The sequence below is a fragment of the Streptomyces candidus genome, from assembly GCF_014207445.1.
Lineage (GTDB): Bacteria > Actinomycetota > Actinomycetes > Streptomycetales > Streptomycetaceae > Streptomyces > Streptomyces candidus.
Genome location: NZ_JACHEM010000007.1, coordinates 229947 through 246762, shown reverse-complemented (window position 1 = coordinate 246762; position 16816 = coordinate 229947). Strand labels below are relative to the sequence as shown.

Annotated in this window: 14 protein-coding genes; 11 read left to right on the top strand and 3 right to left on the bottom strand. The window is 71.0% G+C overall.

Annotated elements, in window-relative coordinates:
- Positions 1-32: 32 nt before the first annotated feature.
- Positions 33-476: a DUF6653 family protein gene (locus HNQ79_RS16120; protein WP_185031558.1), complete on the bottom strand. Its 444-nt coding sequence runs from the start codon at positions 474-476 to the stop codon at positions 33-35.
- Between the two features lie 105 nt (positions 477-581).
- Positions 582-971, bottom strand: a complete 390-nt coding sequence (locus HNQ79_RS16115; protein ID WP_185031556.1) for an ArsR/SmtB family transcription factor — start codon at positions 969-971, stop codon at positions 582-584.
- 95 nt (positions 972-1066) lie between these two features.
- Here HNQ79_RS16115 and HNQ79_RS16110 point away from each other — a divergent pair, with 95 nt between their 5' ends.
- From HNQ79_RS16110 to HNQ79_RS16065, 10 genes are all read left to right on the top strand, one after another.
- Complete coding sequence (locus HNQ79_RS16110; protein WP_185031554.1) at positions 1067-3043, top strand: heavy metal translocating P-type ATPase; 1977 nt, start codon at positions 1067-1069, stop codon at positions 3041-3043.
- Positions 3044-3567: 524 nt separating this feature from the next.
- A complete protein-coding gene (bla, locus tag HNQ79_RS16105) occupies positions 3568-4503 on the top strand; it encodes a class A beta-lactamase (protein WP_185031552.1) in 936 nt (311 codons plus the stop codon).
- 204 nt (positions 4504-4707) lie between these two features.
- Positions 4708-5910 carry an RNA ligase gene (locus tag HNQ79_RS16100; protein ID WP_185031550.1) on the top strand — a complete coding sequence of 401 codons (1203 nt, stop codon included), beginning with the start codon at positions 4708-4710 and terminating at the stop codon, positions 5908-5910.
- A 3-nt stretch (positions 5911-5913) separates the two neighbouring features.
- On the top strand, positions 5914-6852 hold the full coding sequence (locus HNQ79_RS16095; protein WP_185031548.1) for a phosphatase domain-containing protein: 939 nt from the start codon (positions 5914-5916) through the stop codon (positions 6850-6852).
- Positions 6853-6994: 142 nt separating this feature from the next.
- Positions 6995-8257 (top strand): D-alanyl-D-alanine carboxypeptidase family protein, encoded by a 1263-nt coding sequence (locus tag HNQ79_RS16090; RefSeq protein WP_185031546.1) that lies wholly within the window; start codon positions 6995-6997, stop codon positions 8255-8257.
- 155 nt (positions 8258-8412) lie between these two features.
- Complete coding sequence (locus tag HNQ79_RS16085; RefSeq protein ID WP_185031544.1) at positions 8413-8919, top strand: hypothetical protein; 507 nt, start codon at positions 8413-8415, stop codon at positions 8917-8919.
- Positions 8889-10307 carry a hypothetical protein gene (locus tag HNQ79_RS16080; RefSeq protein WP_185031543.1) on the top strand — a complete coding sequence of 473 codons (1419 nt, stop codon included), beginning with the start codon at positions 8889-8891 and terminating at the stop codon, positions 10305-10307. Before HNQ79_RS16085 ends, HNQ79_RS16080 begins: the two co-directional genes overlap by 31 nt.
- A complete protein-coding gene (locus tag HNQ79_RS16075) occupies positions 10304-11737 on the top strand; it encodes a VWA domain-containing protein (RefSeq protein ID WP_185031541.1) in 1434 nt (477 codons plus the stop codon). Before HNQ79_RS16080 ends, HNQ79_RS16075 begins: the two co-directional genes overlap by 4 nt.
- Before the next feature lie 76 nt (positions 11738-11813).
- Positions 11814-12926 (top strand): ATP-binding protein, encoded by a 1113-nt coding sequence (locus tag HNQ79_RS16070; RefSeq protein WP_185031539.1) that lies wholly within the window; start codon positions 11814-11816, stop codon positions 12924-12926.
- Positions 12923-15778 carry a DUF5682 family protein gene (locus HNQ79_RS16065; RefSeq protein WP_221507783.1) on the top strand — a complete coding sequence of 952 codons (2856 nt, stop codon included), beginning with the start codon at positions 12923-12925 and terminating at the stop codon, positions 15776-15778. Before HNQ79_RS16070 ends, HNQ79_RS16065 begins: the two co-directional genes overlap by 4 nt.
- 143 nt (positions 15779-15921) lie before the next feature.
- Here the strand turns inward: HNQ79_RS16065 and HNQ79_RS16060 are convergent, their stop codons facing one another.
- Complete coding sequence (locus HNQ79_RS16060; RefSeq protein WP_185031537.1) at positions 15922-16542, bottom strand: DinB family protein; 621 nt, start codon at positions 16540-16542, stop codon at positions 15922-15924.
- Between the two features lie 70 nt (positions 16543-16612).
- Here HNQ79_RS16060 and HNQ79_RS16055 point away from each other — a divergent pair, with 70 nt between their 5' ends.
- A complete protein-coding gene (locus HNQ79_RS16055) occupies positions 16613-16792 on the top strand; it encodes a hypothetical protein (RefSeq protein ID WP_185031535.1) in 180 nt (59 codons plus the stop codon).
- Positions 16793-16816: the final 24 nt, after the last annotated feature.

Below are 16816 nucleotides of genomic sequence, written 5' to 3'. Positions count from 1 at the left end.
CGGTCTGGCACAGCGGCCATGAACGGTTGTCCTTACCGGGCCGAGCGTTGCCGGCGTCCGAGGTAACGGGTCATCAATTCCCAGTACACCAGGGTAAGAGCCATCTGTGCGCCGGTTGCCGATGCGGCGGCGACCGGCCGACGACGGTAGGCAGCAGCCACCGCGACGACGGAGGCAGCCGCGGCCGAAGCGTTGACCACCAGGGCCAGGTCCTTCGGCCGGTCCGCAATCCACTGCTCCTCACCGAGAATCGCCCGGGTCGACCAGGCCCGATCATCCGGCGGTTCCGGGAAAACCACCGGATTGAGCGCGAACCATGCCGTCGTCGCTGCCGCGTGCGGCCAGCGGCGGGTCCATACCGGCAGCAGTACCAGCGGAGTGGTGGCCCAACGCGACCACGCGCTCCAGGGGCTGGCGTGCCGCGCCCAGACCGTTCGCCGTACTCGGGCGAGTTTGATGGTGAGGTCGCTCTTCATGGTGCGCTCCATTCCGGGACGTGGTCCTTCGTCACGCCGACCAGACTTACCGGCACACCCCGGCAGACGATAGGTCACCCGTCACGGGCGGTCCAGAGGCCGTCGTTACTGCCCGGCGGCAGCCGGTTCGGAGACGCTGGCAGGGGCGTCGCGGACGCCGAGTCGCAGGTGTTCGACATGGTAGAGCGCCTGGTCGAGGAGTTCGGCGACGTGGCTGTCGTACAGGGCGTAGACGATCGACCGGCCGTGACGCTCGCCGGTGACCAGGCCGAGATTGCGCAGCAGGCGCAACTGATGCGAGCAGGCGGAGGCTTCCATGCCGACCGCCTCGGCGAGATCGCCCACCGAGCAGGGGCCTTCCTGGAGGCGGGCCAGGATGTGCAGCCGGGACGGGGTGGCGAGGGCCTGGAGGGTCGCCGCGACGTCGGCGGTACCCACGGCGTCGAGGCGCTCGCGGGTGGTGGCGTTGCTGGTGGTGCCGGTTCCGTGACCCATGGAACCATCATACCGATGACACATGAAGACCTGTTCATGTATTCCTGTATGGTGAGGGTGTCACCCCCGGTTCGCCCCTGAAGGGTTGTTTTGTCATGTCTTCTGTTCTGGATCAGCGGGCCGCGCCGCCCGCCGCTGCGTCGCGGTCGGCGGCGCCGCGGCGCCGGACGCGCCTGCTGGCGCTGCCGGAAGCCCGCTGGGCGCTGGCGGCCCTGGTGCTCTTCCTCCTCGCACTCCCCGTCCACCTGCTCGGCGGGCCTGCGTGGCTGTCGGGCACGCTGTTCGCCGCCACCTACCTCAGCGGCGGCTGGGAACCGGGATGGGAAGGCCTGAAAGCGCTCAAGGACAAGACCCTGGACGTGGACCTGCTCATGGTGGTGGCCGCTCTCGGCGCGGCTGCGATCGGCCAGGTCCTCGACGGTGCGCTACTGATCGTCATCTTTGCCACCTCCGGCGCGCTGGAAGCCGTAGCCACCGCCCGCACCGCGGATTCCGTACGTGGTCTGCTCGACCTCGCTCCCACCACCGCGACGCGGCTGCTGCCCGACGGCACGGAGGAGAGCGTCGACACCGCTCACCTCGCGGTCGGCGACACCATCCTGGTCCGCCCCGGCGAACGGGTCGGTGCCGACGGTCAGGTCCTCGACGGCACGAGCGACGTCGACCAGGCCACCATCACCGGCGAGCCGCTCCCGGTGGCCAGGCGAACGGGCGACGAGGTGTTCGCCGGCACCGTGAACGGCACCGGCGCCCTGCGGGTGCGCGTCGAGCGCGACCCGTCGGACTCGGTGATCGCCCGGATCGTCAAGATGGTCGAGGAAGCCTCCGAGACCAAGGCTCCCACCCAGCTGTTCATCGAGAAGATCGAGCAGCGGTACTCGATCGGCATGGTCCTCGCGACCCTCGCCGTCTTCACCGTCCCTCTCGCCTTCGGTGACGAGCTCCAGTCCGCACTGCTGCGGGCCATGACATTCATGATCGTGGCCTCGCCGTGCGCGGTCGTGCTGTCCACCATGCCGCCGCTGCTGTCGGCCATCGCCAATGCCGGACGGCACGGCGTCCTGGCCAAGTCCGCCGTGGTCATGGAGCGCCTCGGCCAGGTCGACATGGTCGCTCTCGACAAGACCGGCACCCTCACCGAGGGCACCCCGCACGTCACCGACATCCGCCCCCTGCCCGGCACGGACCTGGACGAGACCGCCTTGCTGGCCCTGGCCGCCGGCGCCGAGCACCCCAGCGAACACCCCCTGGCACGAGCCGTCGTGGACGCCGCCCGCGAGCGCGGACTGCTCCTGCACGAGGCCGTTGATTTCTCCTCCGTTCCCGGCGAGGGCGTCACCGCCACCATCGAGGGCCACACCGTCCAGGTCGGCTCCCCCACACGGCTGCTGAATCCCGCCGCTCAGCAACCGCACCACAGGGCGGTGGCCGACCTGGAGAGCGCCGGGCGCACCACGGTGGCCGTACTCCGGGACGGCACCGTCGTGGGGGTGCTGGGTATCGCGGACCGGCTGAGGCCCGACGCACGGGCGACCGTCGCCGCGCTCACCGAACTGACCGGTCGCACCCCCGTCCTGCTCACCGGCGACAACGAACGTGCCGCCCGCCACCTGGCCGCCGAGGTGGGCATCACCGACGTCCGCGCCGGGCTGCTGCCCCAGGACAAGGTGGCGGCGGTGAAGGAGTGGGAGGCCGACGGACGCAGGGTGCTGGTCGTCGGCGACGGCGTCAACGACGCCCCCGCGCTGGCCGCCGCCCACTCCGGGATCGCGATGGGCAGGGCCGGCTCCGACCTCGCACTGGAGACCGCCGACGCCGTCGTCGTGCGCGACGAACTCGCCGCCATTCCCGCGATCGTGCAGCTCTCCCGCACCGCGCGGCGCCTCGTCATCCAGAACCTGGCCATCGCCGGGACGTTCATCACCGCCCTGGTCCTCTGGGACCTGATCGGCACTCTCCCCCTGCCGCTCGGCGTCGCCGGACACGAAGGGTCCACCGTCATCGTCGGCCTCAACGGCCTGCGCCTGCTGCGCGAAGCCGCCTGGCCCCGCATCGCCGGGGATGCCACGTGAGCGAACGGGGGCTCGGCGCGGGTTCACGAATCGCGTCACCACGTGCACGCCGAACGGTCGGACGACGACGTACGCCAGCCGGACCGCCCCGCCTCCGGGCAGGCACAGCACAAGCCCCGGTCGGCGCATGCACGTCCCTCAACTCCACGTGCGGATAAGGCCGCCGGGCGGCTGTCAATGGCGTAGCCGGGCAGTTGCGGAGAACTTCGCTGCCGCGCCGATGTATGCCGGCGTAGTGGTGAGAAACCACAACGTCCCGGAGCGGGTCGTGAGTCGAGGCCGCTGCCCCTGCCTGGCCGCCTGCTCAAGATCCGCAGCATCGGAACTGCCGACCCCGCACCGGCGTCCGAGTGAGTACGGGTACTCAGGTATTCGTGTGTGAAACGGGAGACGGTGACGAGAAGTCGGCGGAGGGGCGCGGCATGACCGGTGGCGCGTCGGCCGCGAATCCGTCACGTCTGCCCGTGTGTTGATGTACGTCGCGCACTCCGCACAAACATGCCCACCTCCGAAAGGGGAACACCTTGCGCACCGCAGGATCGCGTCCGTCCCGCCGCACCGCACTCGCTCTCGGCTCCGCTACGGCCCTCTCCGCCACCCTGTCACTCGGCGGAACGGCGCACGCCGCACCGGCCGGGGACCGCATCACTGCGCGGCTGAGGAAGCTTGAGAAGGAGCACGACGCCCGCTTGGGCGTGTTCGCCCGCAACATGCGCACAGGCAGGGTGGTGGCGTACCGCGCGGACGAACGCTTCCCGATGTGCTCACTGTTCAAGACGATCGCCGCCGCGGCCGTGCTGCGCGACCTCGACCGCGACGGAGAATTCCTTGCCCGGCGCATCCGGTACACCGCAGAGGACGTGGCGAACTCGGGCTACTCCCCCCGTACCGGCACCGCCGAGAATCTCCGGAACGGCATGACCGTCGCTCAACTGTGCGAAGCGACCATCTGCTACAGCGACAACACCGCGGGAAACCTGCTGCTCCGTGAGCTGGGAGGTCCGTCCGCGATCACACGGTTCTGTCGCTCGATCGGGGACGGCAGGACCCGGCTCGACCGGTGGGAGCCCGAGCTCAACTCGGCGGAACCGTGGCGCGTGAGCGACACCACCACTCCTCACGCCATCGCCCGGACCTACGCACACCTCGCGCTCGGTGACGCGCTCGAACCCGAGGACCGGGAACGGCTCACCGGCTGGCTGCTCGCCAACACCACCAGCGGCGACCGCTTCCGGGCCGGTCTTCCCGCCGACTGGATCCTCGCCGACAAGACCGGTGGCGGACGGTACGGAAGCAACAACGACACGGGCATCGCCTGGCGGCCCGACGGCACGCCCCTCGTGATGGCCGTCCTGACGACCAAGCAGCAGGAGGACGCACCGGCCGACAACCCACTGGTGGCCAGGGCCGCCGCGTTGCTGGCCGCAGAACTCGTCCAGCGCTACGACCGGGAGGGATGAGCCTCGCCACGGCCTGCGTTGACCCGTCGGGCAGGACGTGGAACGCGTCGGCAGGGCTCCTGCGGCGGCGGCGCGAGCGGACCGCCCGGCTCTGTCGCCGCCCACTCCTGCGGACCCGCCCCGAGCTGCCGTTACGTCGGTTAATCGTTTCCGTTGGCACTGTTGTTCGCGGCAGGATGAGGAGAATCAGCCAGGAGAAAACACATGATTCCCCTCCGTATCCCTCTCGAACACCTCATGCGCTCCGACGACCTCGCCGAGGCTGTCGACGTCGGCCTTGTCTCGCGCAGGACGCATCCCGAGCTGCCGTTGTCGATCTACGCGTACACCCGGTCCTGTCAGTACGAACAGGCGTGGAGCGCGGTGACCACGCGTTGCAGGGGGCTGGTGGTCGACAACGGGAGCGGGGAGGTGGTGGCGCTGCCGCTGCCGAAGTTCTTCAACGCGGCCGAGCACGGGCTGGACCGTCCGTACGCGCCGGCGCTGCCCGACGAGCCCTTCGAGGTGTACGACAAGGTCGACGGCAGCCTCGGCATCGTCTTCCACTACGCGGGTCGCTGGCACGTGGCGTCCAAGGGGTCGTTCGTCAGCGAACAGGCGCTGTGGGCAGGCCGGTTGCTCGCGAGCCGGGACACGGGCGGGCTGATGCCGGGGACGACGTACCTCGCGGAGATCCTCTACCCGGAGAACCGCATCGTCGTGAACTACGGGGACCGGCGCGACCTCGTCCTGCTCGCCGCGTACGGTGCCGACGGTGCGGAGGTCCCGCTCGCCGATGTCGCGCGACAGTGGCAGCCGATAGGTTCGGTCGTCGGGCGAGGCCCGGCGATGTCTCTTGCCGAACTGGTGGAGATGAGCACGGCGAACAGGCTGCCCGGTGGTGGTACCGCCACCGGTACCGACGCGGAGGGCTTCGTCGTCCGGTTCGCCTCCGGTCTGCGCGCCAAGGTGAAGATCGCGGAGTACGTGCGCCTGCACAAGGTACTGACCGGTGTCACCGAGCGCGACATCTGGCGCGGGCACGGGATTCGGCGCTTCCAGGACCGTCCGCCGAAGCTGGTGGCGCAGGCGGTCGGGTGCTCGGTCGCGGAGGCGACGGGGACCAGTCCGTTGGACGATCTGCTGGAGCAGGTGCCGGACGAGTTCGACGCGTGGGTGCGCGGGGTGACCGGCCGCCTGGAGCGGGCGCTGGCCGAGCGGGAGAGGGGCATCGACGAGACGTATGCGACGATCGCTCCTCTCGGCGGCGAGCGGGCCGCGTTCGCCCGGGCCGTAGAGGAGTTGGGCGACCGCACGATGCGCGCCGCGATGTTCCAGCGGCTGGCGGGAAGGCCGACCGACCTGCTGGTGTGGCGGTCTCTGAAGCCGGTCGCCGCCGACCCGTACCAGACCGATGAGGACAGCTGAACCATGCCCGTAGTACATGTGATGACCGGCCTTCCGGCGTCCGGCAAGACCACCGCCGCCCGCGCTCTCCAGGCCGGTTCCGAGGGCCGGATGCGGCGCGTCAACCTGGATGACCTGCGGGCCATGCTCGACCTGCCCTCTGCACGTGAGCGGGAGGAGACCCCGGAGGGGCGTGCACGTTCCTTCGCGCGTGAGCAGACCGTGCTCGCCGTGCAGGACGCGGCGGTACGGGCGGCCGTGGACGGCGGTTTCGACGTCGTCGTCGACAACACGCATCTGACGCAGCACATCCCGAAGCGACTCAAGGCGGCGGTGGCGGGGCAGGCCGTATTCGTGGTCCACGACTTCACGCAGGTGTCCGTGGAGGAGTGCGTACGCAGGGACGCCGCGCGCGCGAATCCGGTCGGCGAGGACATCATCCGCATCCTGGACGACAAGCACCGCAAGGCCACCAAGGGCGGCTGGCGGCTCACCGACGCGTGGTTCAACGACCAGCCCGAGGTGGCGCCCTACGTTGCCGATCAGTCGTTGCCGTCGGCCGTGATGTGCGACATCGACGGCACGCTCGCACTGACCGGCGACCGCGGGCCCTACGACTTCACCCGCTGCGGGCTCGACGTGCTGAACCCGTCCGTGCGGGACGCCCTGTACGCGTTCCGGCAGGCCCACGGGGACGTGCTCGTTCTGCTGTCGGGGCGCGGCGAGGAGTTCCGGGAGCAGACCGAGGAGTGGCTGGCGCGGCACGACGTGCCGTACGACGAGTTGTGGATGCGGCCGGCGCGTGACCAGCGGCGTGACGACGTCGTCAAGGCGGAGCTCTTCGACGCGCATGTGCGGCGGCGGTACGCGGTGCGCGTCTCGCTGGACGACCGGGACAGGGTGGTCGCACTGTGGCGCCGGATGGGGCTGCCGACCTGGCAGGTGAACTACGGCAGGTTCTGAGCACCGTGCCCGCCGCGTGAGGCGGGGAGTGGTGGACGGGTTGGCGGGGCTGTGCGTTCCCTGTTCCGGGGGTGGGAAATTCCACTGCCGAGGCACTGCCGAAGCGCGGAAGCCCATATTCCGGCTGCGTTACGTTCGAGTGATGCGCCCCTTCACCTCCCCCTCGCTCCGGCACGCGCTCGCTGTTCTGGCTGCCGCCGCGGCCACCGCTGTCACTGCTGTCACTGCTGTCGCCGGGGCCCCTGCCATGGCGGCGGGCGGGAACGACGCGGCCAGGACGCCGCCGGCGCAGATGTCGACGGCCGGCGGCGAGCTGCTGGGCAGGCCGGGGCCGCAGGTCGGTGCGGGAGCGCCCGCGCTGCCGCACGGGATCTCGGCGCTGTCGTGGATCGTCTCGGACGCGGACACCGGCCAGGTGCTCGGGGCGTCCAACGCGCACTGGGCACTGCCCCCGGCCAGCACGTTGAAGATGCTCTTCGCGGACACGGTCCTGCCCGTCGTCCCGCACGGCACCCGCCACCGGGTCACCGAGGACGAGCTGAGGGGCATGGGCGCCGGGAGCAGTGCGGTGGGCATCGTTCCCGGGCAGCAGTACGAGGCCGCAGACCTGTGGCGGGGCGTGTTCCTGCGGTCGGGGAACGACGCGGTGCACGTACTGGCCGCGCTGAACGGTGGGGTGCCGAAGACGGTCGCGGACATGCAGAGGCGGGCCGAGGAGCTCGGCGCGAGGGACACCCAGGTGCGCAGTCCCGACGGTTACGACACCCCTGGGCAGGTCTCGTCGGCGTACGACCTGGCGTTGTTCCTGCGTGCCGGACTGAAGAACGCGGAGTTCAGGGAGTACTGCTCCACGGCCGACGCGGACTTTCCCGGCGGGCCCGGTACCAAGGGCAAGCCGTTCGGGATCTCCAACACCAACCGGATGCTGTCGGGCATCGGCGGGGTCGCGAAGTACCCCGGTCTGATCGGCGGGAAGAACGGTTACACCACCAACGCGGGCAACACCCTCGCCGAAGCGGCCCGCCGCGACGGCCACACCTTGCTGGTGACGGTGATGAACCCGCAGACGCACCGGCACGACCACGTGTACACCGAGATGCGCTCCCTGCTGGACTGGGGTTTCTCGGCCGTCGGCCGGGCCGCTCCGGTCGGCAGTCTCGACCCGGTCGCGCCGGTACCGGCCGCTTCTCCGTCCGCCGGAGTGGCCGGGGGCACCTCAGCCGTCGGGCCCTCGTCGGCGCCGCTCGGCGCACTGGGCTGGACCGGTGCCGGGGCGTCGGCCGTCGTCGCCGGAGGTGCCGTCCTCCTCGTCGCCCGCCGGCGCGGGAGCGGGACGGCGGGGGCCGGGCACGGCGGTGCTCTGGCTGCTCGGCGGGCGGGTGCGGGTCGGCGTCGTCGCGGGTGATGCGGGCAGCAGCGTCGTCGCCGCGCCGCGTGGCCGACCGGTCCTGGCGGGGGTGATCCACCGGGCCCGGGGCGTTGTCAGTGGTGGCGGATATGTTCAGTCGTGTCCCGCTGAACAGGCACGGAAGTGCCTTTTGCTGCCTAGGAGATGGTGTCTTGTCGGAGTGGGAGAGGTCGAGCACGGCGCGGGTGGTCGCGCCCGCCAGGCCGCGCAGACTGGCGAAGGTTCCTTTCGTCGAGCTGGCCGACGGCCGGCTGCAGGGGGTGGTCTCCAGCGGTTCGGACATCGCGCGGGTGTATGTGTCGTCGGTCGTGGCCGGCAGTTACGCGTTCGCGTGCAGCACCAACAACAACCGGCCCTGCGGCGGTGCCCGGGGTGCGTACTGCAATCACATACGGGCCCTGATCAGCGAGGCGGTCCTGCAGTTCGGCCCGGAGCGCGTCGCCCGCTACCTGAAGGCAGAGACCGGCGGGGACGAGGGGCCGAGCGCGCAGAGCATCGCGCACGCCATGAGCAGCACCCGGCCGCCACAGGGTGACGCGGCGGCTGCCGCGCCGGTGTTCAGCCGGTTCCTGCGTCATCTGTCGTACCTCGAACTCGCACCGGTCACCACGCCGTTGCCGGAGATGCAGTGGTTTCCGCCGACCAGGGCGGTGGCGTGATGCGTGCGGACGTACTGGCGGAGCGCGTCGAGGGGCTCGACGAGGCGCTGGCGGCCGTCGACGGTTTCGACTCGGCGCTGGCCTGTGGGCTGTTGCGGCCTCCGGCGGCGACGGCCGCGGGGGTGACGGGACTCGCTCAGGCGGTCGCGGGGTCGCCGCTGGCGGGCCGGGTGGCCGAGGCGGCGGACAAGACGGTGGCGGGCGCAGGGGGCGAGGACCATTTCGTGGCCCTGGCCGCAGCGCGTACGGCGTTGCTGGGTTCCGTGCACGATGCGCTCATCGATCAGGTCGCCGAGGTGACCGGGCGGACGGCCCGGGAGCGTGAGGTGCCGCAGGGCGGCGGGCTGCCGGTGGGGAACCTGCACGCGGCCGCGCGCTCCTGGTTGGTGGACCTGGCGCGGACCGGTTGGCGAGGCATCGGTCACGAGGCGGTGGCCGGGGTGGCTCCCGTCGTTCAGGCGATGCTCGCAGAACCGCGCCTGCGCAGGCCGGCGACGCTGCTGGACGGGTTCGCGGTCGAGCTCGCGGCATCCTGCCCGGGGGCGACTCTGGAGAGGGTGCCGGTGCGCCGTTGGGCGGATCTGTGGTCGCGGGCGTTGCTGCTGACGCTGCCCGGCACGGCGGAGGTGCCCGACGCCGGTGTGGTCACGGGGCGTCTGCTGCCGCTCGGCGTCGATCTGCAGGAGCACGCCGGGGCGGTTCAGGCCCAGGTCCACGCGGTGCTGGAGCCGGTGGGCGGCGCTGCGCCGCGGGTGGTACGGGCGAGTGTGTCGGCACCGAAGCCGGATTCGGTCGTCGGGGCGGGTCTGTGGCAGTTGCTGCGGCCGCACATGTCGCTGCTGGCGGCGGCGGGTGAGGGCCGGGCGATGGAGCTGACGGACATGCCGGTGACCGTCGAGGGCGACCTGATCTGGGACGACGCGTGTGCCCGGCCGGGTGCGAGCGCAGATGCGTTCGTCACCGCCCGCGTCGTGCTGCCCACGGCCCTGGACGCGGCGACGGCACCACTGGACCGGCATCCGGCGCGGATCGCGGTGCCCGTCTTCCTGGAGGGGTACGGGGTCTCGGAGGGCGACGGCGTGCTGACGTTCTTTGTTGGCGGGCATCCGCTGGCCGTGGACGTCGACCGCGTCCCGGTCGCGTCACCTCTCACCGCGCAGGCGGTCGCCGCGTCGGGCGCGTGCATCGGCCTCCTGCGCTGGGACGCGGGGTCGTACCGTCTCCAGCCGCTGGCCGTCGAGGCGACCGTACGGAAGAAGCCGGTGGCACTGCATGCCGGGGGCTGGGCCGGGGGCACTGCCGACAAGGTGGGCGCCAAGGGGGAGAAGGCTGCCACGGATGCGGTGACCGTGCTGCGCGAACGGGCGGGGAGGCTGTTGCGGAAATGACGACTCATCAGCAGGAGCAGACACCCCCGACGGGTGAAGCGGGCGATGCCGACGACAATCGGCGTCAGGTGTTGTACTGGCGGCTGCTGGCGCGCCTCTTCGATTCCGAGGAGCAGGCCGCGCTGGAGTCGGCGAGTCTGGCCGTCGTGGAGGACATCGGGCTGCCGGCCGCGCTGCTGGACCCGCGGGCGTCGGTGGACTCGGTCGTGCAGCGTCATCCCGAACTCGCCACGGAGTTCGAAAGGTTGCTGATTCCGCAGGTCTCGGAGGATGAGGCGCGCGACCGGGCTGCCGAAGTGCGGCGGGCCGCACTGGTGTCGAAGGTGCTGCTCAACGTCTTCGCCGCCGCGCCCGCTTCGGTCAGCGCCGGTCAGCTCGCGCAGTGGCAGTCGGACGCGGGCTGGCTGGAACGGGGGCTCGGCTGCAGGCCGGGTGAGCTGCGGGGCGGGCGCAGGAGCGGCGGGACGGCTGCCGGAACCGGTCCGAGCGGCTCCGGTGGTGGCAACGCCGCCGCGCCCGGTCTCAGTCGCCTCATCCCGGCGATCGGCCCGGAACTCGGGTCGATCGAGGGCGAGTTGGTGAAACGTATGAGGCTGCGCGAGGTGCTGGCCGATCCTCGGCTCGCCTCGCAGCTGACACCGAGCATGTCACTGATCGAGCAGTTGCTGCGGGACAAGGACAACCTCTCGGGCCTGGCGCTGGCCAACGCGAAGGATCTCATCCGCCGGTTCGTCGACGAGGTCGCCGAGGTGCTGCGTACCCAGGTCGAGAAATCGACGGTGGGCGCACTGGACCGGTCGGTGCCGCCCAAGCGCGTCTTCCGCAACCTGGATCTCGACCGGACGATCTGGAAGAACCTCACCAACTGGAGCCCGGAGGAGGAGCGGTTGTACGTCGACCGGCTCTACTACCGGCACACCGCCCGCAGGACGACGCCCCAGCGGTTGATCGTCGTGGTGGACCAGTCGGGGTCCATGGTCGACTCGATGGTCAACTGCACGATCCTCGCGTCGATCTTCGCCGGACTGCCGAAGGTCGACGTCCACCTGATCGCGTACGACACCCAAGCGCTCGACCTCACCCCATGGGTGCACGATCCGTTCGAGACCCTGCTGCGCACTCAGCTCGGCGGCGGCACCGACGGCACGGTGGCCATGGCGCTGGCCCGGCCGAAGATCTCCGAACCGCGCAGCACCGTCGTGGTGTGGATCTCCGACTTCTACGAATGGCAGAGCGGGCCGCTCTTCGAGAGCATGGCCGCAGTTCACCGCTCGGGAGCGAAGTTCATCCCCGTCGGCTCGGTGACCAGCGCGGGCCGCGGCAGCGTCAACCCGTGGTTCCGCGAGCGGTTCAAGGACCTCGGCACGCCGGTGCTCTCCGGCCACATACGCAAGCTCGTCCACGAGCTCAAAACCTTCCTCACCGCTTAGCGGCACCCCTCCCCCGGCTCCACACCTGAGTTCGGCCTGCCCGAATACACCCACAACCCGACCGGAAAGGCACGACATGTCCGATCTGCTGCGCGCTCCCGCCGAGACCAAGTACGCCGAGGAGCTCGACTGGCTGGAGTCCGTCGACGACCAGCCCAAGCCGTTCTCGTGGCGGCTGTCGCCCAAGATGGTCCGGCTGTTCATCCTGGGCTCCGAGCCCTCGGACGGCCTGGACCGGAGGATCTCGCAGAAGTGGTACGGCGACCGCAGCTTCGTCGAGCGTTCCATCGTGACGCTGGCCTCGGACCGCGGTCTGCTCCTCATAGGCGACCCCGGTACGGGCAAGAGCTGGCTGGCGGAGCTGCTGGCCGCCGCGATCAGCCGCAACTCCACGCTGGTGGTGCAGGGCACGGCCGGCACCACCGAGGACCACATCAAGTACTCCTGGAACGTGTCGATGGTGATCGCCAAGGGGCAGTCGCGGGAGTCGATGATCCCCTCGCCCATCATGACGGCGATGGAGACCGGCTCGATCGGCCGCATCGAGGAGCTGACCCGCTCCACCAGCGACGTGCAGGACGCCCTGATCTCGATTCTCTCCGAGAAGTACATTTCGGTGCCCGAGCTGGACAGCGAGGGCATCGTCTTCGCCAAGCCCGGATTCTCCGTCATCGCCACGGCCAACAGCCGGGACCGGGGCGTCAACGACCTGTCGTCGGCCCTCAAGCGGCGGTTCAACTTCGTCCGGATCCCGGTGGTGACGAACCGCAGGAGCGAGGCGGAGATCGTCCGCTTCCGCACCGAGGAACTGCTCAGCCGTCACCAGCTCGACCTGGAGGTGCCCCCGACCCTGCTCGACGTGCTGCTCCAGAGCTTCGCCGATCTGCGGGCCTCGGCGGCAGCGGCCGGCAGCGACGACGAGAAGCTGGAGTCGGCGCTTTCGAGCGCCGAGCAGATCGGCGTGCTGGAGGACGCGATCCTGCACAGCAACTTCTTCGGCGAACGCGCCCTCACTGCCAGGACACTCGCGTCCTCGCTGGTCGGTTCGCTGGCCCGGCGCGAACCGGAGGACCTGGCCATCCTCAACACATACCTGCACGGTGTCGTCGAGCCGCGCAGCCGGGAGGAGGGCGGCTGTTGGCCGGAGTTCCTGGAGGGCGGCCGTGACGCGATCGCGACGCTGTCATGAGCGGCGTACTGATCGGCCCCGACGGGGAGGACCCCTTCGAGGCGGGCGCCTTCGCAGGGTTGCGTGCGCAGTTGCAGGCAGCCGCCGCGACCTTCGCGGACGCGGCCAGCGCCGACGGACCCGGCACCCTGGAGGGCATCCTCCTGGGCATGGTCGACGACGTGGACCGGGCGACGCGCGAGCCGCTGGAGATTTTTCCCGTCTGTCACCACTCCCCCGCGTCGGCACTCGCGATGGCCCGCCGCCTGCGGGAGAAGCAGCCGAAGGTGGTGTATCTGGAGCTGTGCGAGGACATGGCGCCGCTGCTCACCGAGTTGCGCAACTGCCGGCTGCCGGTGGCGGTCCAGGCGTTCGCCACCGAGGTGTCCGGCTTCCCGGCCGAGTGGTCGCCACTGTCGGTGGTCGCGCCCCTCACGGAGGCCTCGGCGGAGTACCAGGCCATCGCATACGCCCTGGACACGCCCGGGGTCGAGCTGGTCCTGGTGGACCGCTCCTCGGACCACGTCTTCCAGTGGGACGCGCGGGCGAGGACGGCGCCGGAGGAACCCGCGGGCCCGGACGCACCGCCCGCCGAGGAGGAGGCGGCCCTGCACGGGGACGCGGTCGGAGTGAAGATCGGTGATCTGCGTCCCCGCTTCGCCGAGCTGGAGGAGCACCTGCTGCGGCACGGCAAGGTGCGGCACTGGTCGGAGTGGTGGCACCAGTACGTCGAGCTGCCGCTCGGGAGCAGCGACCACGACACCTACCGTCAGGTCATGCTGCTGGTCGGCAGCCTGTTCCGGCGGCTGGCGCCCGGTGACACGCACAGGGTGCGGGTGGACGAGGACCGCGAACGCTACATGTGGACACGGATGCGCGAACATCTGACCGCCTCCGGTGCCGACCCGCGGGACTGCCTCTACGTCTGCGGCGCTTTTCACGCGGCCAGCCGGGTCGAGGAGTTCGGCGTGCACGGCTCCGGCGCCTTCGAGATCGCGCCGCGTACCGCGACCAAGTGGCAGCACGGGCTGATCCCGTCGAGCCACGCGGCGATCGAGGCGCAGTTCTCCCTCGCCGCGGGGTCGGTGTCGATCGCCGCGACACTCTGGGCGAAGAACCTGAGACGCACCGGGGTGAAGCCGTTCCGGCTGGCGGGGCAGGCGGGGACGAAGAAGACGTCGAAGGCGAAGACCGGCCGGCAGGAGCCCGCGGCCTCCCCCACAGCCGTGCCGGCGGACCGGCTGACCGGTTTCCTCCAGCACCCTCCCGCGCTCGACCGGTTGGACGAGGAGGAGCTGCTGGGCTGGTCGGTGGAGATCGTGCGGGCCGCGCGCCGCAACGGCTACCTGGCGTCGACCGCCGACGCCATCGCGGTGTTCGAGACGTCGATCCTGCTGGCCCGGATGCGCGACCGGGCCAAGCCCACGCCGTACGACTTCCAGGATGCGGCCGTCACCTGCATCGAGAAGGACACCGTGCCGGGGCGACGCGATGTGCGGCGTCTCGTCGAGATCATGCTGGGGGGCGACCGTATCGGGCAGGTCGGTTACGACGCGCTGCCGCCGCTGGCCCGCGACGTGCACGACCGGCTCGCACCGTTGAACCTGGCGCTCCAGCGGCGGGGCGTGCAACGTGCCCTGCTGGACATCGCGTCCCGACCCGAACTGGCGGCGTGCTCCGATGTGTTGTGGATGCTGCGCCGCCTGATGCCGCAGGGCACCGCCAGGCCGATCATGGGCGAGCGGAAACTGGGAGCGCGGTCGACCCAGGAGTCGTGGGACCTGGCACTGGGCACGCATCAGCGGGCCTTGATCGAGCTGGGGTACGAGGGCGTCAGCATCGAACAGGTGCTGGAGCAGCGGCTGCGCCGCACCGCGTACGGTCCGCAGGCCACCGCGGCGACCGTTCTGGAGGCGGTGGAGGACGCCGCGCTGTACCTGGGCGGCGGCCGGCTCGCCGACGAGCTGGGCCGTCACGCGCTGGTGGTGCTGTCCACGGAGCGGACCGTGGACGGGGCGCCGGACGTCCTGCGCCGGGTGCGCAGACTGCTGGCTTACTACCGTACGAGCGAACCGGTGCTGCCTTCGTGGGTCGAGGCCTTCACGAAGGCCGGGTACGCCCACTACTGCGCCCTCCTGCCGACGGCGTTCGCGGACGAGGACGCGGGAGTGCGGCAGGTGGCCGCGACGCTGGGTTTCCTGTTCGGCATGGAGTCGCTGGCGCTGTCGCTGGGGTGCGACCGTACTCAGCTGGAGCTGGCCGTCGCCCAGTCGCATCCGCTGGGGCCGGAAAAGACAGCGCTGCTGTGGGCCGCGCAGTCCCATCTGGGGCGGCTGCCGCTCACTGAGCTGCGGTCGAGGTGCGAGGAACTGCTCGCCAGCCCGCTGACACTCCCCGCGTATCCGCGTTGGCTGAGCGGGTTCGTACAGGCCCTGGAACCGGTGCCCGCGCTCGCCGGTTTCGTGGTGGAGGCGGTGTCGAACGCGTTCGCGCGGCTGCCGGACCCGGTGCTGCTGCCGTGGCTGCCGACCCTGATCACGTCGTTGCGGGCCGAAGGATCGGAGCTGGCTCCGCTGCTGATCCGGGAGGCGGGGCGAATCTTCCCCGGCCGGCTGGCGGCGCTGGACGCGTGGGTTCCGCCGTGGCGGGAGGAGACCGCAGCGGGGCCGGACCTGCCGGGGGCCGATGAGGGCGGTGGGCGCGGCGGTGCGCTGCTCGCCGCGTATCCCGTGGCGTGCGACGCGGTGGCGGAGCTGCTGGGCTGTGACGGGCAGTGGGCGGCGGTGGGTTCCGGCGCGCGGGACGGTGCGGTGCTGGCCGGCCGGTATCCGGCGACGGCGGAGGCGTGGGAGGCGGTGCTGACCGGAGCGTGAGCGGGACGCCTTTCCCGGAGGGGCGGCCGGGGCGTGCGCGGGACGCGTTCTTCCCGGGGGTCCGTGGCAGGGGTGACGCCGGTGGCCAAGGCGAAGGCCGCCTTTTCTCCCGGGGCCCACTCATGGTGGGGGCGGGGCGCGGCTCAGCGCCGGCGGGCTGCGTAGAGGTCACGGAGCAGGGCGATCTCGGCTCCGTGGTGCAGCAGTTCCTGATTGACCCACCAGACCGTTTCGATGAAGGGGTCCTCGGGGTCGCTCCCGTACGGGTACCGGCTGTGCCCCATCGTGTCGAGTGCCTTGTCGTCGGTGTCGAGCAGGGCCGTCCGCCAGGCGGTGGCGCCCTCCTCGAATGCCGCGACGGCGGTGGCCGCGTCGCCGGCGGCTTCCATGTCCTCCCTGGTCAGGGTGCGGCTGCCGACGGTGTGGTCGGCGCGCAGGACGAGGAGTTCGGTGAGGTGGCCCAGCCGCCAGGCCAGGGTGGTGAACGGCGGCGGCTCGGGGTGCGGGGCGGGAGTCGCGTCGCGCCCCCAGGCTCCGGTTCCCAGCAGGACGGAGGCGCGGGGGCCGGAGCCGGACGACCGGGGGCGTACGGACCAGCAGTCGGGCACCGGCTCCCACAAGTATTCGTCGTCCGTCAGAGCCGCAGCAGCGATCTCCGTGCCGTTTCCGCTGTCTCTGGACGGGCCTGTGAGCCGGGCGGCGAGGCGGTTTCGGGCGAAGTCGTACTGGTCCAGGAGGGGCGTCAGGCGTGCGGGTATGGGCATGGCGGGTCGCTCCGTGCGGGTGGTCGGGGATCGGGGATTGCGGTGTGGACCATACCGGTGGGCCCGTGAGGTGTGTGGACCACTGTGTCGGACCGGGCGGGCGAGCGCCGAGTGGTTCGCCGCGCTCGTCGACGCGCCGCCCTCGTCCCCGGAGGAGTTCCTGGTGGACCTGGTCACCCGGGGTGGCCGGATCTCGATGGGGGATCTGGCCGCCGATGCCGCCGGGACGGGTGGGGCGGGCACAGTGTGAGCGGTTGACGCAGCACGGGAGCAG

Coding starts and splice junctions, on each gene's coding strand:
- HNQ79_RS16120 (WP_185031558.1), bottom strand. CDS start 476: ATGAAGAGCGACCTCACCATCAAACTCGCCCGAGTACGGCGAACGGTC.
- HNQ79_RS16115 (WP_185031556.1), bottom strand. CDS start 971: ATGGGTCACGGAACCGGCACCACCAGCAACGCCACCACCCGCGAGCGC.
- HNQ79_RS16110 (WP_185031554.1), top strand. CDS start 1,067: ATGTCTTCTGTTCTGGATCAGCGGGCCGCGCCGCCCGCCGCTGCGTCG.
- HNQ79_RS16100 (WP_185031550.1), top strand. CDS start 4,708: ATGATTCCCCTCCGTATCCCTCTCGAACACCTCATGCGCTCCGACGAC.
- HNQ79_RS16095 (WP_185031548.1), top strand. CDS start 5,914: ATGCCCGTAGTACATGTGATGACCGGCCTTCCGGCGTCCGGCAAGACC.
- HNQ79_RS16090 (WP_185031546.1), top strand. CDS start 6,995: ATGCGCCCCTTCACCTCCCCCTCGCTCCGGCACGCGCTCGCTGTTCTG.
- HNQ79_RS16075 (WP_185031541.1), top strand. CDS start 10,304: ATGACGACTCATCAGCAGGAGCAGACACCCCCGACGGGTGAAGCGGGC.
- HNQ79_RS16070 (WP_185031539.1), top strand. CDS start 11,814: ATGTCCGATCTGCTGCGCGCTCCCGCCGAGACCAAGTACGCCGAGGAG.
- HNQ79_RS16065 (WP_221507783.1), top strand. CDS start 12,923: ATGAGCGGCGTACTGATCGGCCCCGACGGGGAGGACCCCTTCGAGGCG.
- HNQ79_RS16060 (WP_185031537.1), bottom strand. CDS start 16,542: ATGCCCATACCCGCACGCCTGACGCCCCTCCTGGACCAGTACGACTTC.